General features: G+C 40.6%; 21 protein-coding genes. 7 read left to right on the top strand and 14 right to left on the bottom strand.

The genetic code is table 11. From position 1 onward, the window contains the following. The first annotated feature begins 71 nt into the window (after positions 1–71). Positions 72–1,064: a permease gene (locus tag BK139_RS01700; protein WP_076256170.1), complete on the top strand. Its 993-nt coding sequence runs from the start codon at positions 72–74 to the stop codon at positions 1,062–1,064. Positions 1,065–1,074: 10 nt separating this feature from the next. Further along, positions 1,075–2,061: a TIGR03943 family putative permease subunit gene (locus tag BK139_RS01695; RefSeq protein WP_076256168.1), complete on the top strand. Its 987-nt coding sequence runs from the start codon at positions 1,075–1,077 to the stop codon at positions 2,059–2,061. 44 nt (positions 2,062–2,105) lie between these two features. Here the strand turns inward: BK139_RS01695 and BK139_RS01690 are convergent, their stop codons facing one another. Together BK139_RS01690 and BK139_RS01685 are read right to left on the bottom strand one after the other, a co-directional pair. Beyond that, positions 2,106–3,794, bottom strand: a complete 1,689-nt coding sequence (locus tag BK139_RS01690) for a methyl-accepting chemotaxis protein (RefSeq protein WP_076256166.1) — start codon at positions 3,792–3,794, stop codon at positions 2,106–2,108. A gap of 358 nt (positions 3,795–4,152) precedes the next feature. Continuing rightward, on the bottom strand, positions 4,153–5,178 hold the full coding sequence (locus tag BK139_RS01685) for a VanW family protein (RefSeq protein ID WP_076256165.1): 1,026 nt from the start codon (positions 5,176–5,178) through the stop codon (positions 4,153–4,155). 314 nt (positions 5,179–5,492) lie between these two features. Between BK139_RS01685 and BK139_RS24525 the strand changes: the two genes are divergently transcribed. Next, positions 5,493–5,930 (top strand): DUF3992 domain-containing protein, encoded by a 438-nt coding sequence (locus BK139_RS24525; protein WP_353615002.1) that lies wholly within the window; start codon positions 5,493–5,495, stop codon positions 5,928–5,930. A 61-nt stretch (positions 5,931–5,991) separates the two neighbouring features. Here the strand turns inward: BK139_RS24525 and BK139_RS01675 are convergent, their stop codons facing one another. After that, on the bottom strand, positions 5,992–6,342 hold the full coding sequence (locus BK139_RS01675; protein ID WP_076256161.1) for an S-Ena type endospore appendage: 351 nt from the start codon (positions 6,340–6,342) through the stop codon (positions 5,992–5,994). 24 nt (positions 6,343–6,366) lie between these two features. Further along, on the bottom strand, positions 6,367–6,849 hold the full coding sequence (locus BK139_RS01670) for a DUF3992 domain-containing protein (RefSeq protein WP_076256158.1): 483 nt from the start codon (positions 6,847–6,849) through the stop codon (positions 6,367–6,369). Between the two features lie 186 nt (positions 6,850–7,035). Here BK139_RS01670 and BK139_RS01665 point away from each other — a divergent pair, with 186 nt between their 5' ends. Beyond that, the gene (locus BK139_RS01665; RefSeq protein ID WP_076256156.1) at positions 7,036–7,218 is read left to right on the top strand and encodes a hypothetical protein; all 183 of its coding nucleotides are present in this window, start codon (positions 7,036–7,038) and stop codon (positions 7,216–7,218) included. Between the two features lie 36 nt (positions 7,219–7,254). On the opposite strand, the gene BK139_RS01660 is transcribed toward BK139_RS01665, so the two are convergent. Further along, entirely contained in the window at positions 7,255–8,796 is a 1,542-nt protein-coding gene (locus BK139_RS01660) for a DHA2 family efflux MFS transporter permease subunit (protein WP_076256153.1), read from the bottom strand. A 186-nt stretch (positions 8,797–8,982) separates the two neighbouring features. On the opposite strand from BK139_RS01660, the gene BK139_RS01655 reads away from it, so the two are divergent. Together BK139_RS01655 and BK139_RS01650 are read left to right on the top strand one after the other, a co-directional pair. Continuing rightward, on the top strand, positions 8,983–9,873 hold the full coding sequence (locus tag BK139_RS01655) for a TetR/AcrR family transcriptional regulator (protein ID WP_076256151.1): 891 nt from the start codon (positions 8,983–8,985) through the stop codon (positions 9,871–9,873). Between the two features lie 117 nt (positions 9,874–9,990). Further along, the gene (locus BK139_RS01650) at positions 9,991–11,481 is read left to right on the top strand and encodes a spore germination protein (RefSeq protein WP_076256149.1); all 1,491 of its coding nucleotides are present in this window, start codon (positions 9,991–9,993) and stop codon (positions 11,479–11,481) included. A gap of 40 nt (positions 11,482–11,521) precedes the next feature. On the opposite strand, the gene BK139_RS01645 is transcribed toward BK139_RS01650, so the two are convergent. Then, complete coding sequence (locus tag BK139_RS01645) at positions 11,522–12,937, bottom strand: FMN-binding glutamate synthase family protein (protein ID WP_076256146.1); 1,416 nt, start codon at positions 12,935–12,937, stop codon at positions 11,522–11,524. Positions 12,938–13,068: 131 nt separating this feature from the next. Between BK139_RS01645 and BK139_RS23810 the strand changes: the two genes are divergently transcribed. Next, complete coding sequence (locus BK139_RS23810) at positions 13,069–13,227, top strand: hypothetical protein (protein WP_175609035.1); 159 nt, start codon at positions 13,069–13,071, stop codon at positions 13,225–13,227. A 62-nt stretch (positions 13,228–13,289) separates the two neighbouring features. Here BK139_RS23810 and BK139_RS01640 read toward each other — a convergent pair whose 3' ends face one another. The 8 genes from BK139_RS01640 to ltaS all read right to left on the bottom strand — a co-directional run bounded on the left by BK139_RS01640 (position 13,290) and on the right by ltaS (position 24,122). Further along, entirely contained in the window at positions 13,290–14,909 is a 1,620-nt protein-coding gene (locus tag BK139_RS01640; RefSeq protein ID WP_076256144.1) for a glycoside hydrolase family 13 protein, read from the bottom strand. A 58-nt stretch (positions 14,910–14,967) separates the two neighbouring features. Then, a complete protein-coding gene (locus BK139_RS01635; RefSeq protein ID WP_076256141.1) occupies positions 14,968–16,653 on the bottom strand; it encodes a glycoside hydrolase family 13 protein in 1,686 nt (561 codons plus the stop codon). A gap of 34 nt (positions 16,654–16,687) precedes the next feature. Next, a complete protein-coding gene (locus BK139_RS01630) occupies positions 16,688–17,509 on the bottom strand; it encodes a carbohydrate ABC transporter permease (protein WP_076256140.1) in 822 nt (273 codons plus the stop codon). Further along, positions 17,509–18,372, bottom strand: a complete 864-nt coding sequence (locus BK139_RS01625; RefSeq protein WP_035330521.1) for a carbohydrate ABC transporter permease — start codon at positions 18,370–18,372, stop codon at positions 17,509–17,511. Before BK139_RS01625 ends, BK139_RS01630 begins: the two co-directional genes overlap by 1 nt. Positions 18,373–18,430: 58 nt before the next feature. Continuing rightward, on the bottom strand, positions 18,431–19,663 hold the full coding sequence (locus tag BK139_RS01620; RefSeq protein ID WP_076256137.1) for an ABC transporter substrate-binding protein: 1,233 nt from the start codon (positions 19,661–19,663) through the stop codon (positions 18,431–18,433). Positions 19,664–19,744: 81 nt separating this feature from the next. Beyond that, the gene (locus tag BK139_RS01615) at positions 19,745–20,752 is read right to left on the bottom strand and encodes a LacI family DNA-binding transcriptional regulator (protein WP_076256135.1); all 1,008 of its coding nucleotides are present in this window, start codon (positions 20,750–20,752) and stop codon (positions 19,745–19,747) included. Positions 20,753–20,949: 197 nt separating this feature from the next. Further along, a complete protein-coding gene (locus tag BK139_RS01610; RefSeq protein WP_076256133.1) occupies positions 20,950–21,762 on the bottom strand; it encodes a uroporphyrinogen-III synthase in 813 nt (270 codons plus the stop codon). Positions 21,763–22,118: 356 nt separating this feature from the next. Continuing rightward, positions 22,119–24,122, bottom strand: coding sequence for a lipoteichoic acid synthase (ltaS, locus tag BK139_RS01605; protein WP_076256131.1), 2,004 nt, complete (start codon positions 24,120–24,122; stop codon positions 22,119–22,121). Between the last annotated feature and the right edge of the window lie 298 nt (positions 24,123–24,420).

Genomic DNA, 24,420 nt, shown 5'->3' with positions numbered 1-24,420 from the left:
TTTACAATATCATAAACTTAATATACAGTATAAAACGAAATCATTACGATTTTTAATCACAGGAGGATACTATGAACCGAGTTTTTCGCAGCCATATCATTGATATAACGGGCATTATGTTGATAGCCATTCTGGTATATTTAATATCTTTCAGCTCTGGATTAGGTTTATCTTTTGATATTCCGCCTTCCCTGTTAAACCTGAATGTAATCTTTATCAGCATTCTAATAGAAGCATTGCCTTTTGTGCTGATAGGTGTGCTGATTGCAGGGTTTATCCAAATTTTCATTACAGAAGACCATATAAAAAGGTGGATTCCGAAAAATAGAATGGCTGCTGTTGTCATGAGCTGTGTGGCTGGCGCACTTTTTCCAGCGTGTGAATGCGGAATTGTTCCTATCATCCGCCGGCTTATGTCTAAGGGTGTACCAGTTTATGCAGCGATTGGTTTTATGCTGACTGGGCCCTTGATTAATCCCATCGTCATTGCTTCTACATTCATGGCTTTTGGAAATGATTTTGAAATGGCTGGCTTACGAATGGGACTGGGATTTCTAATTGCCATTATCGTTGCCTTTAGCGTGAGCATCTTCTTTAAGTCGGGGGAATTGAAGAAAAATCTTCATTTACCCCACAGCAGCGAAAACCACCGTTCTTTCCTGGATCGGATTTGGTCTATGCTGACCCACTCGATTGACGAGTTTTTTGACATGGCCAAATATTTGATTATTGGCGCTTTATTAGCTTCCATTGTACAAGTCTATATGCCGGCAAAAACATTTCTGCAAAATGCTGATAATCCGGTTGCATCCTTACTGATCATGATGGGCTTTGCCTATGTTTTGTCACTATGCTCAGAGGCAGACGCTTTTATTGGTGCCTCATTCAGCAGCATATTTCCTAAGTCTTCCATACTGGGATTCCTAATCTTCGGGCCCATGATCGACTTTAAAAATACAGTCATGATGCTTAGTGTGTTTCGGATAAAGTTTGTTCTTGGCGTATTAGTTCTGACAGCTTCAGCAGTCTTTTTCACGCTGCTTTTTGTACAGAATTTCATTTAGGAGGATTGCTATGAAAATACATTTTCAGCAGGCGTTGAGGGCGCTGATTCTTCTGGCTTTTTGCGGACTGATTTTTCAGCTTCATTATACAGGAGACATAACCAAGTATATTAATCCCAAATATGTCCGCTTAAGCCAATCGGCTTCCATATTGTTTTTATTTTTATTTTTTATTCAAATTACAAGAATATGGACTTTTAATAGAGAAACCGCTGTTCACGAATATCATCACGGTCAGGACTGCTCCCACCATGACGAGCATTCCTGTTCACATAATCATGATCATGGGGATACACCGTTTACAGTAAAAAAGCTGGTGTCTTGTTCCATTATATTATTTCCGCTATTAACAGGATTCTTCTTGCCTGCAAAAACGCTTGATGCTTCCATTGCTGAAAAGAAAGGTGGGCTTGCCCTACTTGGTAATCAAAAACAAGAGGTGAATACATCGGTTGGCTCTGATGAAAATGAAGATGTATCAGACTTTGAACTTGAAGACTTTTCTTTTGAAGAAGAGCTGGAAGAAGTCGAGGAGCTGGAGCATGACCTATCTGTAAATGAGGAAGCAGAGGAAATATCCAATGAAGAGTTTGAGCAATTAATAAAGGACCTTTATTCGGCTCCTGCTATTAAAATGGATGATAAAGTTTTTAGTTTGTATTATGAGGAAATCAGTAAAGATATTGATAAATTCATTGGCAGAGAAATTGAATTTCAGGGATTTATATATAAAGAAGAAGGACTTGTTTCCAATCAGCTTGTCATTTCAAGGTTTTTGATTACCCATTGTGTGGCAGATGCAAGTATGATTGGCTTTCTATCAGAAATGGAGGAAGCTTCGAAACTCTATGATAATATGTGGGTCAAAGTTAGCGGAGTCATAGATAAAGCAGCCTATAATGGAACAGAGATCCCGATGATTAAAATTAAGGAATGGAAAGAAATTGAGGAGCCGTTTATTCCATATCTGTATCCTTTAACCATTAAAATCTTGTAATAAATTTCAAAAGGGACTCAAAAAGGGACTCAGTTGAGTCCCTTTTATAATTTAAATCTCGAAACAAGTTCCTGCAATTCTTCAGAAAGTTTTGCAAGAGCCCCTGCTGATGAAGATACTTCTTCCATGGTGGCGAGCTGCTCTTCTGTTGCAGCTGAAGTTTCCTGTGAAGCTGCTGCATTTTTTTCTGAAATGTCCTGAACATTTGACATGACATCAATAATCTGGGTGGTTAAAGCAGTCAATTCTTCTACTGAGGATGAGACTTCTTCGACTTTATATGTTACATCACCCATTGAATTGGCGATCTCAGCAAAAGCCACACTTGCTTCCATTGTATCTTCGAGGCCATCCCTTACCTGTTCATTTCCTTTTTCCATTGCCAGAACGGCATGCTTTGTTTCTTCCTGAATAAGCCCTATCATTTGCTGAATCTGAATGGCAGATTGCTTGGATCCCTCTGCCAATTTACGGACCTCATCAGCGACAACCGAAAAGCCTCGCCCATGCTCACCTGCCCTTGCAGCTTCAATGGCTGCATTAAGTGCGAGCAAATTTGTCTGCTCTGCGATAGTGGTAATCAATTCCACGATATTGCTGATTTCTTTTGATCGGGATTCGAGGGTATAGATATGCTGAGCAGCACTGCCTACTGTAGTATTTATTTCATTCATTTGCCTTACAACATTATCGACTGAAATAGTGCCTTGTTTAGTTAAAAAATCTGCCTTTTCCGCTGCTTCAAGCATCAGCTCGCTGCTTGAAGAAATCTGCTGCATTCCGGAAGAAATCTCATCCATTGAAGAAGATACCTCTCTAAAACGGTAAAGCTGCTGTTCAGTTCCCAGAGCATTTTTCTGTGAAATAGCTGCTACCTGTTCAGAAGCCAAAGAACTTTCTTCTGCACTTGCAGCCAGCTGCTCACTGCTTGATGCAACTTGTTCTGATGTGCTTCTTACCTGGCTGACTACAGACCTCAAATCCTGGACCATCTTATTTAATGATAAAATAAACGTTCCTATTTCATCCCGGTTTTTTACATTAATAGAGGTCTGACTTAAGTCTCCTCCTGCCACTTTGTCTATCGCTGCTGCTGCCAGATTAATCGGCCTGGATATCATTCTGCTTATAAAATAAGCGATCAGCATGGCAGCAATAACGGCTGTAATTGTAATAATTAAAGTAATCGTCTGAGAGGATTTAACGCCCGAGACAGTTTCATTTATCCCGGCATCTAATTGGGATTCATAATATTTTACAAGTTCATCCGCTTTTTTGTTAAAATCCTGGCTGACCTGTTTATCGGAGGTTTCAACTAATGACATATAAGCATTATTTTCCTCAAGCTTAAACTTAATTTCTTTGTCAATAATGCTCTGGTAGCGATTATGGAGCAATTCCAGCTCTTTCGCCAATTCCTTCTCCTTCTTAATGCCGGCTAATTCATTCAATTTATTTATATGATGCTCCATCCTCTTGCGGGAACTTTCATAGTCACTCAGATATGTAGAGTCGCCTGTCAGGAGATAGCCGCGGATTCCCCCTGCTTCATTCATAAGCTCTGCCTTCAGTGTTTTTACAAGCATCACTTCAGAGACATTATCATCTATTAAACTTTGATAATTTCTGTTAACATTACCGAGTTCATAATTTGATAAACCGGCTACAAGACCAAATAATAAAAGGACAGACAAAAACCCGAGGAACAGTTTTTTTGCCACAGATAATTTCATGCCTTTTCCTCATTTCCAGATAGGATAGGATATTCTACTTATAATTTAACATGAAACTGCTGGTAAGTCAGGCACTTTTTACCTATTGGTTCATATATTTACAGAATATTCTCCTCCTTTCGCAATCATTTGCATAATTAGACAAAAAATGCCGCTAATCCGGCTGGCAGATTAGCGGCGACTATGCAGACCAAAGATCCTTAGGGAGGAGATCTTCTATATTATTGTATTAAAAGTGACCGGAATGGTGTGGACAAACCCCTCCGCTATTTGCTTATTTTTCGTTAAATAAGTATTCAGTGCATTAAAAACAGCTAAGGCACCAAAACCGGAAATATGGCTTAGGTGCCTGATGCAGTTATACTGCTTTCTTCAGCATTCCCTCATATTTTTTTGCGGTTCTGATTTCAATTGTTAAGACACCATTTCCGAAGTTTGCTTTTACAAGAAGCGGGATGCCGGTTGTGTTTTCAAATCTGAAGTCTTTGCCTCCATAGGAAACGGTTGCATCCCGGCCCTTTGGGACATAACCCACCGTTACAGAATGGTGGTGTTTTTCTACATAACTGACCCCGACTTTATCAACTGCGTTGTATAGAGTGGAGGATGTTTGGCAAATACCGCCCCCAATCCCCATTACGAGCTTGCCATTAATGGCTTCCTCTGCAGGCTGATATCCATGCGCTTCATCACTGGGCCCCACTGTTGTATTAAAAGAAAAGTGATCTCCCTCACCAAGAATGATATTATTGATGGCTTCTGCTGAGAGTTCAATGTTTTTTGTCCTGCCTGCCACGCCGCTGTTAAAATTGGTAGTATAGGATGCGACGACTACTTCTCCTAAATGAGGTACATCAGCAGGATCATAACCGCTTTCTGAAACATAAAGCGGCAGCTCAACATCCCCGCCGCTTACAGAAGCAGCGAAGATCTTATCCACTAATTCGCTTTCTTCAAGTATAATCTCAGGCTGCCCTTTAATGATATTGCCATCGGGACCAATTTTGTCAAGGGTCATCCTTTGATCAAAGCCTTTTATTGTATCTGTTCCGCGCGCTATTTCCTTGGCCCATTGGGCAACATCTGCTTTATATTTTTCATCATCCTCACCAAATCCCATTTCAGCAGGCCTGAAGGTCTTTAGCACTGCTTTTGTATCAGGATCAATGACATTAACCACAACCGGCTTTATTTCTTCCTTCTTTTCCTCCTCTTTAGCCTGCTCCTCTGCCGTTGCCTCCTCTTTTGTCTTATCTTCTTTAGACTTCTCTGCCGCGGCCTTTTTCTCCGGCTCATTATCGCCGGCAGTTTTTCCTGAACACCCGGCTAATCCTATGAAACAGACAATTAACAAAAGTGCTATTCCCCATTTTCGCTTAGTCATTTTTCCCCCAGCTTTTTTAAATATTAGCTTCCTTTCTCTATGCAGGAAGCTGTTTCCATTTTCTAATTGTATTCACCGACGGATAGGGGTATTCCTGCAACTCTGCAAGTTAAGTTGTACCTTTTTACCTATTTTGAAAAACGCCTGCGAACTGCAGACGTTTTTCCAGACTAAGTTTAACAGAAGAGAAATCAATTCTGGAAAATAACTCACTGAGCTCACAGCTCTTTAAAATTCACTCTTGTGATAGGTCATTCCTACAAACAAAAAAGAAACAAGCTAATATTATAATAGAAAAAGGAGGATTGAGTTTTATGTGTTCCAGCTGTAATAGCATGTGCTGCTGTTGTCCGGATGAGAATGGGGGAAATGGCACTGCAGGCCGTCCCATATTAAGCGAAAAATTTTGCGGGACATTTGAATTAGACTGTGGTAATCAAGCGAGCCCTGACCGTATTGTTTGGAGGTCGATACAAAATAATGTACTCGCTCCAGTCGTAGGGACTATGACTATCACTTATAATGGAGGATGCGCTGACACTTTAGTTGCTAATTTGCTCAGAAACGGTGTAACTGTAGGTTCTTTAACAATTCCTGAGCCGGAAGGACAAGGCAGTGTTCCAAATAGTAAATCCCTTACAGTGCAGAATTTATTTGATTCCCTTGAAATCCTTTGCCTTGGACAAGGTGCTAATGATTGCGAAGGGCAATATTGTCTAAATATCCACTATCCTTCCCCATTTAACCAATAACTTCTTTAAATTTAAAAGGAGAACCACTGATTCTAAATTCATTGGGGCTCCTTTTTCAATATTATGGAATTAGCCTTTTATATAGAGTAATGCAGAATTTTCCCGAAGCATTTGGCGGTGCTGTTATAGTAAATTCACTTGGAGTGATAACAGCCAATGCTGCTGAGTTGCCGGGAGGTACAGGACCAACTCCCGGACTGCCGGGTGCCGTAATATTCCCTGTTACGGAACCTGGACTGCCTGTAGAATTAAATATTTCAAAAGTGCCTTCTATATAATCTTCTGCCGGAGCCCGCCATACAGAGAGTCGGTTAATCCCGCCTGTTCCTCCTGAAAAATTCCCGCAAATTTTCTCCTGAAAAATTACAGCTGCAGGACAGCATGGGTTATTCGAACTTTTTGAACAGCTCATATACATTCCTCCTAACGATACGTATTAACATACTATTTCATAATGAAGGGATAAACAGTAAGTTCCTCTGCAAGTAATTCCTTCATTTCCTGAACAAGCAAAACCAATCCGTGCCAAGACTCCGATTGTAGCAGACTTTGTCTGACCTGCTGAAACTGTAAAGATCTCTTCTAAATCTCCTCTTAAACTGGGGGAAGCAAGGACACTTATATCACATGATCCTTTGTTAACAACAGAAATAGTTGCTGCAGGTATGTTTCTGATCCCTCTTGCAGTCCAATATATTTCAGCGTCGTCTCCACAGATTTGTTCTATATTACCGCAAACTTCATCATGAACAAGCTCCTTTTTGAGGAAAGAAGGACCAGGAGGCTTTGGATAATGATTATGATCAGGTCTTCCTTGATCTCTATGGCTGTGCTGGTCATGCGGATGGGGAATTTCATTAACATGATCTTCACATCTGCACAAATCCTCCCGATAGTTACATGAGGTACAAAATTCCATACTCATCACATCCTTGTAGTCATTTCTCTACTATAGTATTAAAGGAGCGGACAAGATGCCTGTGCTTTTAACTGTGTTTTTGAATGGCACCTAATTAAGATCTTACCAAGATTTCCTCAATTCCTACTTGACTAATCGGATAAATATGAATTAAAATATAACTAACAATAAGGGAGGGTTCATTACATGCCATTAAACAGAGAAACGTTAATCAGCAAATTATTATCGCTTTCTAAATTCCAGCATAATCACAGCTTGTTTAATTTAAGTGACCGAAAGCTGGAAGCTCTGTATCTGGATCATATTCTTTTTTCTCCTCACCCTCACAGCGGACATCAATCAATTAAATTAATTGGAAAAAATAGATAATAAAAAAAGAGGGAATCCTAAGATCCCCTCCAGTAATTAACTTTTTGCCAATTTAGGCACCAGATTCTCCTGCTTTGGCTCTTCAACCGAGTCTTCCATTGGTGTTGCGCGTTTAATGAAGAAAGCCAGAACAAGTGCAGCTGCAGCGATAAAGGTTGCTACGAAGAAAGCATCGTTAATTCCCTCGAGCATGGCTTTCATTAAGACCTGCTGCTGCATTTCCGCCACAGCAGCTTCAGTCATTTGTCCGCCGTTAGCCATAGCCCCGCCTTTCATCGCTTCTTTCGCAATTTCCGCAGCATGTGTTTCCGTTCTTGTTGACATAACTGTTACCAATAAGGCTGTCCCAATAGCACCTGCCACCTGGTTCAGCGTATTGTTCATTGCAGTTCCATGCGGATAAAGCCTTCTAGGCAGCTGGTTAAGGCCATTTGTTGAAACTGGCATCATAACCATGGACATCCCGAACATCCTGATTGAGTTGAGTATAATCAGCTGAGTATAGGTTGTTTCAAGAGTCAGTCTGCTGAATACATACGTAGTTCCTACTGTAATGGCTAACCCAATGATCGCCAAAATCCGGCCTCCGATTTTATCGAACAGCTTTCCGGTTAATGGCGACATCACAGCCATAACAAGGGCACCTGGAAGCATCATCAATCCTGCATCCAAAGGTGAAATCCCCCTTAATGTCTGAACATAAATCGGAATCAGAATCATTCCTGAGAATAGCGCCATATTTACCGTCATGCTGATAGCAGACGATAGTGCAAACATCGGGTACTTATATACACCAAAATTAAGCATCGGACGTTCTGATTTAGTTTGTTTTAAAATAAACCAAATCAAACTTATGACTCCAACTGCAATTGTTAAAAACACATGAGGGCTGTCCCAGCCCTTGTTACCTGCAGAACTGAACCCGTAAAGTATTCCGCCAAACCCTATACTTGAAAGAACAAGAGAAAACATATCCAGACGGATATTCACTTTTTCCTTTTTGTCTTTCAGCATGACGGCTCCAAGAACTAAAATGACACCCGCAATCGGTGAAAGGAAGTGGAATAGCATTCTCCAATCATAATGTTCAATAATCCATCCTGAGAGAGTTGGCCCAATTGCAGGGGCAAACATTAAGATAAGACCAAATACACCCATGGCTGCTCCGCGTTTTTCAACCGGGAAGCTGATCAGCATTACATTCATCAATAGCGGCATCATAATAGCCGACCCTGAAGCCTGCAGCATTCTGCCTGCCAGCAAAACCGGGAATACGTGAGCAATACCCGCTACAAGCGTACCGATTGTAAATAGTCCCATTGCCACAATAAACAGCCTGCGTACTGTATATTTTTCAATTAAAAAGGCAGTAGCCGGGATCAAAATACCATTTACCAGCATAAAGCCGGTAGTCAGCCACTGCACTGTTGCCGCTTCAATTTCTAAATCTGCCATAATAGATGGCAGTGCAATATTTAACAATGTATTATTCAAAAAGGCAATAAATGCCCCTATCATTAAAACAGCGAGAATCCCATAAGGCGGCCGGTCTGTTTTATTATTTATTGCTTGTTCCATTACATTTCCTCCTGTACTATCAGTTCATTCTTTTATACTCTCGTTACACACAAATCATATAATATACCATCAGTACAATTTTTGCAACAAAAAAATCCTTGTAAAATAGAGGGTTTGTGTAAATTAATACAATGAGGTACTATTAAGTTATACACATAGTTCAAATAAAATGACAGGTGATTATAAATGAATAACAGGAAAATGCATGTTATAAAAAAAGCACATCAATTATTTCTGGATAAAGGTTTTCAGGCTACATCCATTCAGGATATCTTAGATTACAGCGGGATTTCAAAAGGGACCTTCTATAATTATTTTTCTTCAAAAAACGAGCTTCTTATCTCTATTTTTAAAACATTGCATGAAAAAATGGAATCAGAACGCAATAAACTTCTTATTGGCCAGGACCCAAGCAGCTTAGAAGTATTCACCCAGCAGATCGAATTACAAATGAATATGAATCGGACCAATAAATTGGTTGCCCTTTTTGAAGAAGTACTTGTTTCAAATGACCCTGAACTCAAGCAGTTTATTAAGGAAGGCCAGCTTAGAATGGTGGATTGGATTTTAAGCCGGTTTATAGAAATCTTTGGTGAGGACAAGAAACCCTATTTACTGGACTGTGCCGTAATGTTCCTTGGCATCCTTCATCATAACGTAAAATACTATACAAAATTCTTTGAATTCACTTCAAGTATTAATCCAGTGGTCCGTTATAGTGTAGAAAGGATAAGGAATGTTGTTGAAGAGGTCAGTTCAGTCGGTGAATACTTGCTGAAGCCTGAACTGATTGAAAATAGATTTAAACAGACAGATCATAGAAATGTGCATACTATCTGCAAATCCATATTGACTTTGAAGAAGTCCATCAAGCAGGAAGATCAGAATGATTGCATGGATCTTCTGGACTTTATCCAGGAAGAAATGATTCATTCGAAAAAACCAAGAAAATTTCTCATTGAAAGCGCACTACAATCTTTAAGCAGGTGTATAGCATTTTTGGATGCCAAAGAATTTGAGAATCTTGAAAATCTGGTTTTATCCTGCTTTAAACATCCGGAAGAAGAACCGGTATAATTCCCAGGCCTGCCCCATTATGCGGGAGGCTTTTTTAGTTATTCCCGCCTATTCATTCATAATCCTTCCAAAAACGGAAACACTACACTTAATGCCAAAAAAACTGGTGATTGCTGAATGAGAAAAGAGTTAAAAAAGAAGAGTCCTGTGTCAGAGGTCGAACTTGACGAGCTGGAAAAGGCATTTTCACGATCTCATGATTTTCAAAAAGGACATTATAGTAATAGACAAACTGGCCTCTGTTTTTCTTTTACTTATTTCAAAACACTGACTGACCAAAAAATGATCACCAAGAGTTTGCTCCCTCAGCTTCTTCTTGGTGAGTTCAACAAAATCGATGATTTGAAAAAGCTTTTGCCATCTGCAAGCATACAAATTTGCGAAGATCTTTCAAAAGCAGAACATATGCTTTTGAATGGCTATGTGATGGTTACATCAGAAGCCGAGAAGCAAAAAGCGGCTTTTATGGCTGCTAAATGTTCTTATGTCAGGGAAATCACACATCCGGAAGTCGAGCAAACGGTTATTGGAGCAAAGGAAGCCTTTATTGAGTCTCTGGAGAATAATTTGAATTTAATCCGCAAACGGCTGCCCATCTCTGAACTGATCATTGAGGAATATATAATCGGAAGCATATCCAGAACAGTAGTGGCCGTTCTCTATATTGAGGGAATTACGAATAAAGATAATGTCAGCATGGTAAAAGAACGAATCGAAAATATTGATTTTGACGAAATCACTGACAGTTCTTACATTGGACAGCTCATTTCAGATAATAAGAATTCTCCCTTTCCTCAGCTGCTGGATACAGAAAGACCGGACAGGGCAGCCGCTGTCCTTGCTGAAGGAAAAATAGTGATAGCCGTAGATGGGTCACCGCATGTACTGATTACCCCTACAACGTTTTCTGAATTCTTCAGTTCCTTTGAAGATTATTTTTTAAATTGGACTATCGCTTCTTTTGCCAGAATATTGCGGGCCTTTTCTGTTATTTTTTCCATACAGATCACGTCCATTTATGTTGCAACGCTTACTTATCATATGGAGCTTGTCCCCACCGATTTATTAGGAACACTGGTAACTTCAAGACAGCATATTCCTTTGCCTCCTTTCTATGAAGCGTTAATGCTTGAACTGGTAATAGAGCTTTTAAGAGAAGCTGGAGCCAGATTGCCTACGAAAGTTGGCCAGACAATCGGTATCGTAGGGGGGATTGTCATCGGGACTGCATCTGTTCAGGCAGGACTGACAAGTAATGTCCTGTTAATCTTTATCGCCCTTGCAGCTCTTGCCGCTTTTACTACACCTGTATATAAGATGAATAATACTATCCGATTTCTAAGATTTCCATTTTTAATATTCGCAAATTTATGGGGTTTTGTAGGTGTGCTGTTCTGTTCCTGTATTTTGTTAACTCATATGATCAGGCTCACATCTCTCGGCAGACCTTTTATGGAGCCGTTTTATCCGCCCAGATATCGGGACTTGAAAGATTCATTTATAAGATTCCCGTTTCAGCCTTTGAGGCCTGTATATTTAAGAACACAAAATCCCCATCGGTTCCAGCCTCAGAAAAAATCAAAGGTTAAGAAAGATATTGATGAATGAATAACTAAAGAGAGCCTGGCTCACAAGTGCCAGGCTCTTATTATGCCTTCTTAGATTTGTCCTCCCATGGTTCAAAGGAAAATGGGATTCCGATCATTTTCGCGGTGAGTTCATCATAGGACACAAGATCTTTCTTGGATAATTCTTTTAATGACTTTTTCCCCATGGCTCTTAATGCCATTTTGATTTCCTCGGTGCTCGCGGTCAAGAATTTTTCCGCCGACTTAGCTCCATCCTCCGTTTTAAATACATCTTTGAATTTCCCCTGGTTCCAGACAGCCTGTGTTGGCGGTTCAAAAGGAAGAGCATTCAATGTTTGTTTATGAGAAACAGTAAACAGCATTACAGATCCCAGATAAACCGCATCCGCTCCAAGCGCCAGAACTTTTAAAAAGTGTCCTGGTGTAAAAAGGCCGCCAGAAACAATTAAGCTGATATCCCCCTTCTTTTTTCTTTTTTCAAGATGGTTTGAGGCACGGGTGATAGCATGCAGGGTTGGTATTCCAAAATCATCTGCCAATAAGGGAGGTGCACCGACAGAAGCCCCTTGTCCCCCATCAACCGCGATGAAATCCACCCCGATTTCGATTAAATGATCAATATCATCTTCGATCTTTCCGCCTGCCCCTATTTTTGCGCCGATCGGGACACCTCCGGACATTTTACGCAGCTCATCCACCAGCTCTTTTAAATCCTTTAATGTCTGTTTTTCAAAAAAATGTTCCATTATATGGGCAGTTTCGTTTTCCTTTAACCCCATGACTTCTCTTGCACGACCGGTTAAATTTTCAGGGGAGATGTTGCCGCCCATACCCAGTGTAGCTCCCTGACCCAGCTTAAGTTCAATCATGTCCGCCCTTTTAATAGTTTTTTCTTCCTTACCCCACTCCGTCTTGGAGAACTGAAGAATGTACTTCCCTGCACTTTCAAGCTCTTCAGGCAGTATTCCGCCTTCACCGGAATTGATGGCTGTTCCTGTATTCTTGGCAGCTGTGGCCAATGCAATTTTGACTTGCTCACTTAAAGCAATTCCATAGGCCATTCCACTAATCATAAGGGGAATTTTGATTTTCATCGGCTTTCTCGCTTTTGGACCAATTGTCACTTTCACATCAACGTCTTCCTCACCGTCAATGGGGAAAGGGGATGTCTGTGCAGGGATAAACGTAATTTCTTCAAAATGCGGCCATTTTTTCGATGAGCCAAAGGGACGGTGCAGGACATCACCTGTTTCGGCCCGCAGGTTATTTTCAAGCGCATTTTGAATGCCCATATGCTTAAAGCCGGGAATCAGCTCAATGAGGTTTTCCTGATAGCTGTCAGTCATTATAATTTTTCCTGCCTGCTTCACTGCACGCTTCATGATCCAGCGCCAGCCGATAACAAGCATAAATAATAAAAAAATATATAATAAGGAAATCATTACAAGTGTTGCAATTAATAATATATTGGTCATTAGTCTTCTCCAAAAGAACTTTTTGATTCCATTATCTCCATTGAGAGGGAATTTAACCTATGACTTTTCGGCTTTTGGAATAATCACAAAGCTGGAAGTAAACTCTATGTGAAAATATAAAATGAGGTGAAATGATGGACAACCGCGGGAATGTTCAGTCGAATAATATTAATGAAGAAAACCTAGTTAAAGGAAGTCTCCTTGAATCTATGATGGAGCCTATGGACCAGCTATCTAAGATTCCTCCCGAGAAAACAGACAGAAGAACCAGTGATGGAGAGATGAATTAACTAAAGAAGCCGGCATTTTCGGATGCCGGCTGTTATTTGCACATAGAGTATTTTGATTAGTTTCATCGAATCTTATAAATTCTTGCTTCATGCGGAAGCAGTATTTCTTCATTTTTACCAAAGTCATTATTATAATTAGAAAGAATCAGTTCCCGATTTGCAAAGCCATCAAATGTGAACGCCTGCTGCTCGTCGCCATGGTTTAAAACAATCAGCCAGGTTACATCTTTATAGGAGCGTGTATAAACATACAAGTGTTCATCATCTTGCAATAGATCCTTATAGTCTCCGTAAACCATAACCTCGTTTTGTTTTCTTAATTCTATCAGCTTTTGGTAAAAATAATACACCGAGTCTGGATCCTTCAGAGCTGCTTCGGCATTGATTTCTTTATAATTCGGATTCACTTTGATCCATGGCTCACCAGCTGTAAAGCCTGCCTGGCTGCTGGCGTTCCACTGCATCGGCGTCCTGGAGTTATCACGGCTCAAAAGCAATAAGCTTTCAAAAACCTCCTGAGGATCACGCCCTTTTGAAACTTCTTCATGATATTTATTTTTCATAGCAATATCATTGTAGTCATTAATGGAATCAAATCTCACACCTGTCATGCCGATTTCTTCGCCCTGATAGATATAAGGAGTTCCAGGCAAGGTATGAATCATAGCTGCCAAAAGCTTCGCAGACTGAATATGGTACTGGCTATCATTTCCATAGCGGGTAACCTGTCTTGTGTGATCATGGTTGTTAAGGAATTGCGAATTCCACCCTTTTTGCTTAAGGCCTTCATGCCAGCTTGTTTGGATTTCCTTGAATCTCAGCATATCCCATACCGGCATTTCATCTGCCACCTGAAAATGGAACAGAGTGTTCAGTTCATTTCTGCTTTCATCCACATAGAGCAGTCCCTCTTCTGGTGAAACAAACGGGATCTCACCCACAGTCATCACATCATAATGCTGAAGGACTTCACTGTGCATTTCCTGAAGATAGTCATGGATTCCGGGGTTATTGGCCAGGTAGCTTATATCATAAGGATTCTCAGCATCTGATAAATCTTCTCTTTTGGCCAGTAAATTAATCACATCCATTCGAAACCCGTTAATGCCTTTATCCAGCCAGAAGCGCATCATTCTGTAGATTTCCTGGCGCAGTTCAGGATTTTCCCAATTAAGATCCGGCTGTTCGACTGCAAAGGAATGATAATAATATTGTCCTGTTGTTTTGTCCCATTCCCAGCAGGATGGAGCAAAATAGGAGCGCCAATTATTTGGCTCCCTGCCATCCTTTGGATCCTTCCAAATATACCAATCTCTTTTCGGATTATTTTTTGAGGAGCGTGATTCTAAAAACCAGGGATGCTGGTCAGAAGTATGGTTCACAACCAGATCCATAATGACCTTCATCCCACGCTGATGTATTTCGTGGATCAGCTCATCGAAAGCTGCCATATCACCGGCTTTTTCCATAATCCCATAATAATCTGAAATATCATAGCCATTATCCCGGTCTGGTGATTGATAAAAGGGATTCAGCCAAATCACATCAGCGCCAAGATTCTTAATATAATCAAGCTTTTTTATAACCCCTCTTAAATCACCATAGCCATCACCATCGGAATCAAAAAAGCTTCTCCAGTAAATTTGATATACAACAGCTTCTTTCCACCACTTTTTACTCACAGGCCCACCTCATTATCATCAATTCTTCGTAAAAAAGGGCCCTAAAAAGGCCCTGTCATTATTTTTTCAAACTGTACACTCTAGCTTCATATGGCTTGAGTGTCAGGTTATCAATTTCTTCATTTTCATCTGCAGTCAAGTTGGATATCAGTAATTCCTTAGACGAATAAAGGACATGTCCCGGCAGCTTAAAGTCCGGTGTTCCATCACTGAAGTTGCAGATTACAAGCAGCTGGTCATCACCCAGAGTTCGTGTAAAAGCAAAAATTTGCTCATTCTCTTCCATTAGTAAATCGAATGTTCCATATACAATCACTTCATTTTGCTTTCTAAGCTGAATGAGCTTCTTATAAAAATGGAAGATAGAGTCTTCGTCTTTTAAGACTGCTTCTGCATTAATCTCCTCGTAATTCGGGTTCACATTGATCCAAGGGTTTCCGTCTGTAAAGCCTGCATTCGGGCCGGCATCCCACTGAACAGGCGTTCTCGCATTATCCCTGCCTCTCTCATGAATGCCTTTGAAAATTTCATCATGTGTTAAGGAATCCGGTGTAAGATCACGGTAGGCATTCAATGTTTCGATATCACGGTAATCATTGATATCATTGAACTTAACATTTGTCATGCCGATTTCCTCGCCCTGGTAAATATAAGGAGTCCCCTGCATCATATGAAGGCAAACAGCAATCATCTTACCAGAAGTTACCCGGTATTCCTCTGAATCATTTCCCCATCTGGAGATGGCGCGGGGCTGATCATGGTTGCTCCAGTACAGACTGTTCCAGCCATCTTCTTCAAGGCCCTTTTGCCACTTGTTGAAGATCTCTTTCAAATCAGTCAATTTCCAGGGGCGGGGATCCCATTTGCCGTATTGTCCATCTCCAAGACCCACATGTTCAAAATGGAATACCATATTTAATTCATTTCTGTCCCGGCCGGTGTAGAGTTTACCTTCATCAACTGTTACACCAGGCATCTCGCCGACCGTAATGGTATCATACGGGCTAAGGGCTTCTTTGTTCATTTCCTGCAGGAACTCATGAATTCTTGGACCGTTCATATAATACTTGCTGCCGTCGCCATATTTATGTCCTTCACGGACCTTCCCTTGTGGATAGCTCGTATCTTTTGAAATGAAATTGACGACATCCATGCGGAATCCATCAATGCCTTTATCCAGCCAGAAGCGCATCATTTCATACACTTCATTTCGCAGAACAGGATTTTCCCAGTTCAAGTCAGGCTGCTTTTTGCTGAACAGATGCAGATAATATTCACCGGTTTGTTCATCATATTCCCATACACTTCCGCCAAACGCTGCTCCCCAGTTAGTAGGGGGCTCGCCATTGTCCGTCTTTTTCCAGATATAATAATCACGATATGGATTATCTTTAGATTTTCGCGATTCCTGGAACCATTGATGTTCATCGCTTGAATGGTTAACAACAAGGTCCATCATGATTTTGATGCCGTATTCATGGGCTTTTGCCAGCATGCCATCAAAGTCTTCCATAGTTCCGAACTCATCCATAATATTACGGTAATCTGAGATGTCATAGCCATTATCATCATTAGGTGACTTGTAAACGGGGGATAGCCAGATAACGTCGATCCCCAATTCGGCTAAGTATGGAATTTTTTCAGTGATACCGTTGATATCGCCAATCCCGTCCCCATTTGAATCATTGAAGCTTCTTGGGTAGATTTGATAAATAACGCTTTCTTTCCACCATGTTTTGTTCAATTATTACAACTCCGATCAAAGAATAATTTCATCTTTATTTTATTGAACCCTTCATTACACCGCTTATGATCCATTTTTGAGCAAAGATGTACACAATAATCATTGGCGCAAGTGCCATTAAATAGGAGGCAAATGCAAGATTATAATCTGTGCTGAATTGGCCCTGGAAAATGTACTGCACCAGGGGAAGTGTGGCCATTTCCCGATCGCTCAGCAGGACAAGCGGAAGCATGAAGTCATTCCATGCGCCTAGGCTCGTAATGATGGCGACTGTTGCATTCATTGGTGCCAGAAGCGGAAAAATGACTTTCCAGAACACACCCCATGTGGTTGCTCCGTCCATAATAGCTGCTTCTTCCAGTTCAACTGGAATGGCACGAATGTAGCCAATATAGATAAACACATTAAAAGAAAGGTTGAAGACGATATACAAAATGATTAATCCAACCAGGTTATCCATTCCCCATGCACTGGTCTGTTTGACAAGCGGGAGCATGATGATTGGAAAAGGAATAAACATCGCGCTTAAAAAATAGAAGTATAGGAACTTATAAAACTTCTTATGAAGATTTCTGGCGATGGCATAAGATACAAGCGAGTTCGTTAACACAGTAAAAATGACAACAAATATTGTAACAAATGCACTGTTTTTAAACGCATTAAAGAAATTAGTCATGTCGATGGCCTGTGCAAAGTTGTCAAATGACCACGATTTAGGAAGAGCAAGTAAATTCCCTGCCATTTCAGGCGGTGTTTTAAACGCAATGGTAATGGTTAAATACAGTGGAAAAAGAATGAGCAATGAACCTAAGATTAATAGAGTGGTCACAAGCCAGCTCGTTTTTTTGCGATTCATTAGTTTTCCACCTCTCTTTTATTTAAGAATTTCAGCTGAATAACAGAAAAGACGATGATGACGATGAAGTATATGACCGCATTAGCTGATTGATAGGCAAATTCGCCGCCTTCAAATCCTCCTCTGTAAATTAACAAGGAAATGGATTCGGTCGACTTTCCAGGACCTCCTCCAGTCAAGGCAACAATCTGATCAAAGACCATAAGGAAGTTTTTCAATGAGAGAACCATATTAATGGTGAAAAATGGCGCGATGAGCGGAAACGTAATTTTCCAAAACTTTGTCCAGACACCGGCACCGTCAATGCTTGCTGCTTCATATAAATCCTCTGAAATTGTCACAAGCCCTGCAAGATACAAAATCGTATTAAAGGATACAGCCTGCCAAACGGCTACAATGACAATTCCGATCCAGGCAAGGTCCGGGTTTCCAAGAATATTTCGGGTCAAAAATTCCCATCCGAATGCATCGCCAATCTGCGGCAGGAAATGAGCAAAAATAAAATTAAAGATAAAGCCAACAATCAAGATACTCAGAATGTAAGGCAGGAAGTAGATTGCCCGAAGCGTTTTGTGAAACTTTATCTTGGAATTAAGCCCGATGGCCACAAGAAGGCTTATGATATTGACCAAAATGGTCGCAACAATGGCAAATTTAAAAGTAAATAAGTAGGCATCCCCTGCCCGTTCATCTTTAAAAACGTTTAAGTAATTTTTTAACCCAACGAAATTCCAATCTCCATACCCTTTCCAATCTGTAAAGCTGTAAAAAATCCCCTGCAAAGCGGGAAAGCTGTGGAAAATGAAGAAAAGAAGGAAAGCGGGTATGGTAATGATGAGAAACACACTGTTTTTCTTTTTCATAACGACAACTCCTTTTTAGAAGGCCAGGAAATCCATAAGGTTCCCTGGCCCGATGCCTTTAGCGGTTTTGAACTTTTTCCCATTCGCTGTCCATTTTCTTCAGGAATTTTTCTTTATCTTTCTTGATCAGGAATTCCTGAACAAGGTTTTCTGCTCCCATGCCCGCAGGGTAATAGTGATCGGGGAAGCTTGTGATGGTGCCATTTTCAAAGTTAGCTTTGATTCCTTCAAACACAGGATCTTCCTGATACACTCCTTCAATGGCTGAGAAAGCTTTCTGCTCGTCAATATACTTTTGAGCCGTGTCTTTATTCATCATGAATTCAGCAAATTTCATTGCTTCTTCTTTGTGCTCAGTGTCTTTGCTGACTGCTAAAAGAACATCTACACCAGAAACAAGTTTGTTTTGTGCAGGATCGTTTGTAACAGGCATTGGAAATACACCAAGTTCCATGTCAGGATTTGCTTTAAGAATTTCAGGGATTGCCCAGTTGCCCTGCAGGTAAAAAACAGATTTGCCAGCCGCAAATGCATTGTTTCCATCCCCGTAAGCGACACCCATATTGTCCTTGTGGCCATATTGAACTAAAGTAGCCATCTTATCTGCAACTGCATCATATTTTTCCGCGAAAGAAGTTTCACCTGCGTTTTTCTTTTCCGCAAAATCTTCACCTGCTACATTAGCGCCAAGTGAGTTCCATGCAATCATGCCTGTCCAGGCATCTTTTAATGTGAAGTAGATTGGTGTGTCACCGGCAGCTTTTACTTTTTCCAGGCTGGCAATGAATTCATCCCAGGTAGTTGGGACTTCAAGGCCATGTTCTTCAAACTTTGCTTTGTTATAAATTACTGCATTCGCATTTGTAGCATATGGAAGTCCGAAAGTGCCTTCTTCTTCAGGTCCGACAAGACGATTGATCATATCAATATAGGATGGCTGAACTGTTTTAGCTAAATCTGTCCCTGAAAAATCCTCAAGAACGCCTGCACGGCCAAGCTCGCCGTATGTAGCATTACCAGCGATAGACATGATGTCGGGAAGATCGTTTTTGGTCAGACGTGTTTTTAAAACTGTTTCTGCTTCAGGAGGTGCATCCAATTTAATCTTAATATCCGGATTTTTCGCTTCAAATTCTTTGATCAATCCTTTGTATGTCTCAATGCTTTCTGATTTATTGGAGAACAGCTCAAGCGTTACTTTACCGTCATCAGCACCATCAGATGAACATCCACTCAGTAAAGATGCTCCTAAAGTTAAAGCCATCACACCTGCAGTCATTTTTTTAAACATGGTATATCCCCCTATGTGTTTTTTGTATTATAGATTAATTACGTAAACGTTTACGTAATTGATCTGAGAAAAAGAGAGTTATTATTTTCTCTCTTTCACACTCATTCTTTCAATGATTTTATGCTGCATTATCCGGCTTTCCGGAGTGTCGCCTGTTTCTAAGATGGAAAAAAGCATTTCTGCAGCGGCTTCACCCATTTTTGCAAGAGGTTGTCCTACTGTTGTCAACGGAGGAGTGGACATTTCAGCAAGATTCAAGTTATCATACCCTATAACAGAAATTTCATCTGGGACATTTATTCCCATCTGATATGCTGCAGATAAGGCACCTATAGCCATTTCATCACTTGCTGCAAATATTGCCGTTACATCCGGAAACTGCTTGACAAGACTTTTCAAACCCTCAACACCATAAGGGAATGTAAACCCCCTGCTGAACACAATATTCTCAGAATCCAGCGGTATGTTATGATCTGACAGAGCTTTCTTAAAGCCTTCAATTCTTGGAACCCCCGCGATGATATCATCCTTGTTCCCGCTTATCATCCCAATTCTGGTATGACCCTTTTCGATTAAATACTTAGCTGCTGCATATGCTGCATGAAAATCGTTAACTTTTACAAAAGGCACCGGGTACGCATAGGACTCTGTCGAAAGCAGAATCATCGGCATGCGGGTTTTGGTCACAAATTGATAATATTCATCCTTTAAAATTTCACTAGCGAAAATGATTCCGTCTACCCTTTTTTCAATAAGCAGCTGGAGATATTTCATCGTTTTTTCGCCATTTGATTCTGTATGGCAGACAATCACACTGGAACCGTTATCATTTGCGGCCTTTTCAATGCCATCCAGCAGATCGGTAACCAATGAGCTCGAAAGCTTTGGGAAAAGCACCCCTATTGTATGGGTTCTCTTATTAATTAATCCCCTTGCCACTGCATTTGGCTGATAGCCCAGTTCTTCAATTACTTTTAGAACCTTGCTTTTTGTTTTTTCTGAATAACCTCCCTGGCCATTTAATATCCTGGAGACTGTTGCAATAGAGACATTTGCCTTTTTGGCAACATCTTTGATGGTGTAGGACATATCCCACCTGCTTTAAGTTACTGAATTTTCGTTACGAAAACGTTTACGTTGTAATATTATCATGATGTGTAAGCCTTTTCAATATTTTTTAAAGAATTTTTTAAAATTTGTATATACATGAAGCTATTGAAAAAGAGCCTAAAAAGGCTCCATGATAAATTCCGTATTGCTGCACATTATGAATTTAAACATCAGTCTTAAATATCTTCTACTGTATAGAAACGTGCTAATTCAATTACCGCACTCCCAATCCTTTCGACTTCCGGAAAAATGACTCTTGCAATCCCTTCTTCATGTAAAGCTTGAGCAGTTACTTTCCCAACCGATAATGCCACAGTCTGGTCTGAAAAACAGGATTTCAATTGGTCTTCTGCGTTCTTTTGCCTGGCAAAGCTGAATAAATTCCGTACTTGTGGAGTGCTTGTGAAAAATACGGAATCGAGCTTTCCGTCAAGCAGCTCAGACAGCAGCAGATTCATCACTTTCTCCTCAGGAGGAATATGGGTATATGGAAGAATTTCTTCATAGTCCACCTGGTTTTCTTCAAGCCATTGTTTTAGGCGCGGCGCCGGGTCCCCGTGTAGCTGGAGGGCTGCTTTCATGCCTTCTAGAGAATGTGCTGAGAGCTCTCGAAGTAAACCTGCTGTACTGCCATCATCGTCCCTCACTGCAGGAATGATATTAAGCTTTTTCAGAGCGTTAACTGTTTTGTAACCCCTTGCTGCAATATTTGCTTTTTGGAGGCTGCTGATTAGAGCCTCACTTCTATTCAGTTCAAGAGCAGTTTGATAAATGGTTTCGACACCGATTCCGGTGGTAAAAATAATCCAATCGAAACTGCACTGAGTCAGCATTTCTACATGATCCTTGAGTTTTTCATCTTTCAGCAGAGCTGTTCCCTGAGCGGGTCTGCTGACGGCAGCTCCTTCTTGATTCTCCACCAGTTTGCTGATTTCTGCTATTTTCCGTGAACCTAAAAGCGCGATCCTTTTGCCGGCAAGCTTTTTCATCTTACTCCCCCTCGGTATGTATTTCTTTTTATTTCATTATAAAATAATCATTACATTAAAACAGAGGCTGCATCTAAATTACCGCATATTAGTTTTATTTTTTTGGACTAAAAGAAACACTGCCAGTACCATAACAAAAGCGCAAGCGCCTTGCTCACCCCCGACAAGCACAAGACGAGCTGCACGGAAAGGTGTCCTTTACCTTTCTGGGCAGATTGGCTTGTGACCTCGAGGGGGTAGGCGCTGGAGCTAGACGTAGATAAACTTATGCACAAAGTTATAAACAAGCGGCGATTTTATAGTTTCCTAAACAATAAAAAAAACTGCCTGCAGGGTCTCCCGCAGGCAGTTTCAATTTATTTATCAGCTGGTTCAGTTTCAGAGGTTTCTTCAGCTTCTTCGTTCTTCTTGATTACACCATTATTTTCTGCTTTGTAATCGTATTTTGAACGGTCAACCGGTTCAAAGTTTTCCGGAGTGTAGAAGCGGAGAAGGTCTCCGTTTACCACTTTATCGGATAGAGCCAATTTCTGCTCCGCACTTTCCTGAAGTTTTTTCGCTTCTTCAAAACGGTTTTCATCCAGCAGCTCACCAGTTGTTGAGTCATAGAACTTGCCGTCAACAGATGAAATGGTTGGACTCATGAAGTCTCCGTTACGGAAAGGCACAAGGTCATCATGATTTTCTGATAATAAGTCTGTACCGAATTGCAGATACTGTTTAGTATCAATGCCAAGCAAGTGCATCAGTGTTGGCATCAGGTCGATCTGACCGCCGAATTCATGGTTTACTCCGCCTTCCATGCCAGGTACGCGGATGAATAGAGGCACACGCTGCAGACCGGCACTATCAAATGGTGCAATTTCCTTGCCAAGCACTTTTTCCATTGCTTTATTGTGGTTCTTGGAAATTCCATAATGGTCACCATACATGACAATGACTGAGTTCTCATACAGGCCGGAAGCCTTCAGCTGTTCAAAGAACTGTTTAAGCGCTTCGTCAGCATAACGGGCTGTCTGGAAGTAGTTATCAACTGATTTGTCCCCTGTAGTATGAGGCTCAATTGTCGCCATTTCCTGATCCATATGATACGGATAGTGATGGGACACAGTAATGAATTTAGAATAGAACGGCTGCTTCAGCGACTTTAGATACGGCATGGATTGTTCAAAGAACGGCTTATCCATTAGACCGTAGTCAGCCATGTTTTCAGGTTTTAAATCAAAATAATCTGCATCAAAAAAGTTATCATATCCAAACGATTTATAAATTTCGTTACGGTTCCAGAAGCTTCCGGAGTTGCCGTGGAATACTGCAGAAGTATATCCTTTATCCTTCAGAATTGCCGGTGCTGCATTGTAGGTGTTCATGCCTTTTGTTGTAAAGGCAGAACCCTGCGGCAGCCCATATAGGGAGTTCTCAAGGATAAACTCAGCATCTGCTGTTTTCCCTTGTGCAGTCTGGTGGAAGAAGTTATCAAAATACGTTGTATTTTCTTCTTCTATCAGCGAGTTCAGGAATGGTGTTACTTCTTCACCATGCAGTTCATAATTCATTAAGAATGTCTGAATGGATTCAAGATGAAGGTAGATTACATTCATGCCTTCGGCTTTTCCAAAATACTTCGGATTTGGCTCAGCATAATTCGATTTCGTAAAGTTAATGACTTCGGTTGTATCACTGCTATCCGCCATAACTCTTTGTGCAGAGGCCTTTGTGCTTTGCACTGCATCATAGATCGTATAATTGTACATGCCTAAATATTTCACAATATAGTTACGGTCAAAACCTCTTGTCAAAAGCTCAGGGCGGTCTGTTTCAGCCAGGCCCAGATTTGCAAAGGAAATGGCAAGCGACGCATAAATTAAAGCTGCTGATCTGCGGCGAGTCAAATCCTTTGTTTCGATTTTAACGGCTTTAAAAATAAGCAAGCCGGCAAGAACGATGAAATCAAGGAAGAAAAAGATATCAGTTGGCTGTAATAGTGAGCTGATGCTTCCGCTGACATCACCGAAGTTCTGTGTCTGCGTCAATGTCGGCAGTGTAATAAAGTCATTAAAGAAACGGTAGTACACTGCATTTGCAAACAGCAGGAACGACAGGAAGAAATACATAACCATCAAAGCGATATATTTTCTTCTGCCTTTAAAAAAGAATGCAATTCCTAAAAACAGCAGTGAAGATCCCAGCGGGTTAATGAATAAGAGGAACTGCTGCAAGGCACTTTCAATGCCTAAATTAAATTGTGTCATTTGAGTAATATACGTTTTCATCCAGAGCAGAAATACTGCTAAAAAGAAAAAGCCTATATATTTATTCAATATATCCTGACTTTTATGAAGTAAAGTATTCAAAATCATACACCTGCCTTCTAGCACATTATTGTAACATATTTCGCTAGTAATTTTAAAATTTAAAGCTGGAAATCAGCCTAATTATTAGTTTACCTGATAAATATTAATAATCTATGAACAGTCAAAAAAGCACTGCACAAGAATATAACTATACTCGCATTTAACAAAATGTCAAGCATGTCCAGATAAACTGTTCTTTTAACAAAAATTAACAAAAATTAGGTACCTGCCCTGATTACAGCCTAAGCTGAATATTGCACATTAATAAATGCGGCACGTCTATTTAGACGAATGAAATGCAAAA

Origin of the sequence: Paenibacillus sp. FSL R5-0490, from assembly GCF_001956215.1 — a bacterium.
Lineage (GTDB): Bacteria > Bacillota > Bacilli > Bacillales > Cytobacillaceae > Cytobacillus.
Note: the sequence above shows the minus strand (reverse complement) of the source record. Positions and strands in the feature narration are given on the sequence as shown.

What these genes read in the sequence shown, in the direction of transcription:
- BK139_RS01700 (WP_076256170.1), top strand. Translation starts at nt 72, where the DNA reads ATGAACCGAGTTTTTCGCAGCCATATCATTGATATAACGGGCATTATG.
- BK139_RS01695 (WP_076256168.1), top strand. Translation starts at nt 1,075, where the DNA reads ATGAAAATACATTTTCAGCAGGCGTTGAGGGCGCTGATTCTTCTGGCT.
- BK139_RS01690 (WP_076256166.1), bottom strand. Translation starts at nt 3,794, where the DNA reads ATGAAATTATCTGTGGCAAAAAAACTGTTCCTCGGGTTTTTGTCTGTC.
- BK139_RS01685 (WP_076256165.1), bottom strand. Translation starts at nt 5,178, where the DNA reads ATGACTAAGCGAAAATGGGGAATAGCACTTTTGTTAATTGTCTGTTTC.
- BK139_RS24525 (WP_353615002.1), top strand. Translation starts at nt 5,493, where the DNA reads ATGTGTTCCAGCTGTAATAGCATGTGCTGCTGTTGTCCGGATGAGAAT.
- BK139_RS01675 (WP_076256161.1), bottom strand. Translation starts at nt 6,342, where the DNA reads ATGAGCTGTTCAAAAAGTTCGAATAACCCATGCTGTCCTGCAGCTGTA.
- BK139_RS01670 (WP_076256158.1), bottom strand. Translation starts at nt 6,849, where the DNA reads ATGGAATTTTGTACCTCATGTAACTATCGGGAGGATTTGTGCAGATGT.
- BK139_RS01665 (WP_076256156.1), top strand. Translation starts at nt 7,036, where the DNA reads ATGCCATTAAACAGAGAAACGTTAATCAGCAAATTATTATCGCTTTCT.
- BK139_RS01660 (WP_076256153.1), bottom strand. Translation starts at nt 8,796, where the DNA reads ATGGAACAAGCAATAAATAATAAAACAGACCGGCCGCCTTATGGGATT.
- BK139_RS01655 (WP_076256151.1), top strand. Translation starts at nt 8,983, where the DNA reads ATGAATAACAGGAAAATGCATGTTATAAAAAAAGCACATCAATTATTT.
- BK139_RS01650 (WP_076256149.1), top strand. Translation starts at nt 9,991, where the DNA reads ATGAGAAAAGAGTTAAAAAAGAAGAGTCCTGTGTCAGAGGTCGAACTT.
- BK139_RS01645 (WP_076256146.1), bottom strand. Translation starts at nt 12,937, where the DNA reads ATGACCAATATATTATTAATTGCAACACTTGTAATGATTTCCTTATTA.
- BK139_RS23810 (WP_175609035.1), top strand. Translation starts at nt 13,069, where the DNA reads ATGATGGACAACCGCGGGAATGTTCAGTCGAATAATATTAATGAAGAA.
- BK139_RS01630 (WP_076256140.1), bottom strand. Translation starts at nt 17,509, where the DNA reads ATGAATCGCAAAAAAACGAGCTGGCTTGTGACCACTCTATTAATCTTA.
- BK139_RS01625 (WP_035330521.1), bottom strand. Translation starts at nt 18,372, where the DNA reads ATGAAAAAGAAAAACAGTGTGTTTCTCATCATTACCATACCCGCTTTC.
- BK139_RS01620 (WP_076256137.1), bottom strand. Translation starts at nt 19,663, where the DNA reads ATGTTTAAAAAAATGACTGCAGGTGTGATGGCTTTAACTTTAGGAGCA.
- BK139_RS01615 (WP_076256135.1), bottom strand. Translation starts at nt 20,752, where the DNA reads ATGTCCTACACCATCAAAGATGTTGCCAAAAAGGCAAATGTCTCTATT.
- BK139_RS01610 (WP_076256133.1), bottom strand. Translation starts at nt 21,762, where the DNA reads ATGAAAAAGCTTGCCGGCAAAAGGATCGCGCTTTTAGGTTCACGGAAA.
- ltaS (WP_076256131.1), bottom strand. Translation starts at nt 24,122, where the DNA reads ATGATTTTGAATACTTTACTTCATAAAAGTCAGGATATATTGAATAAA.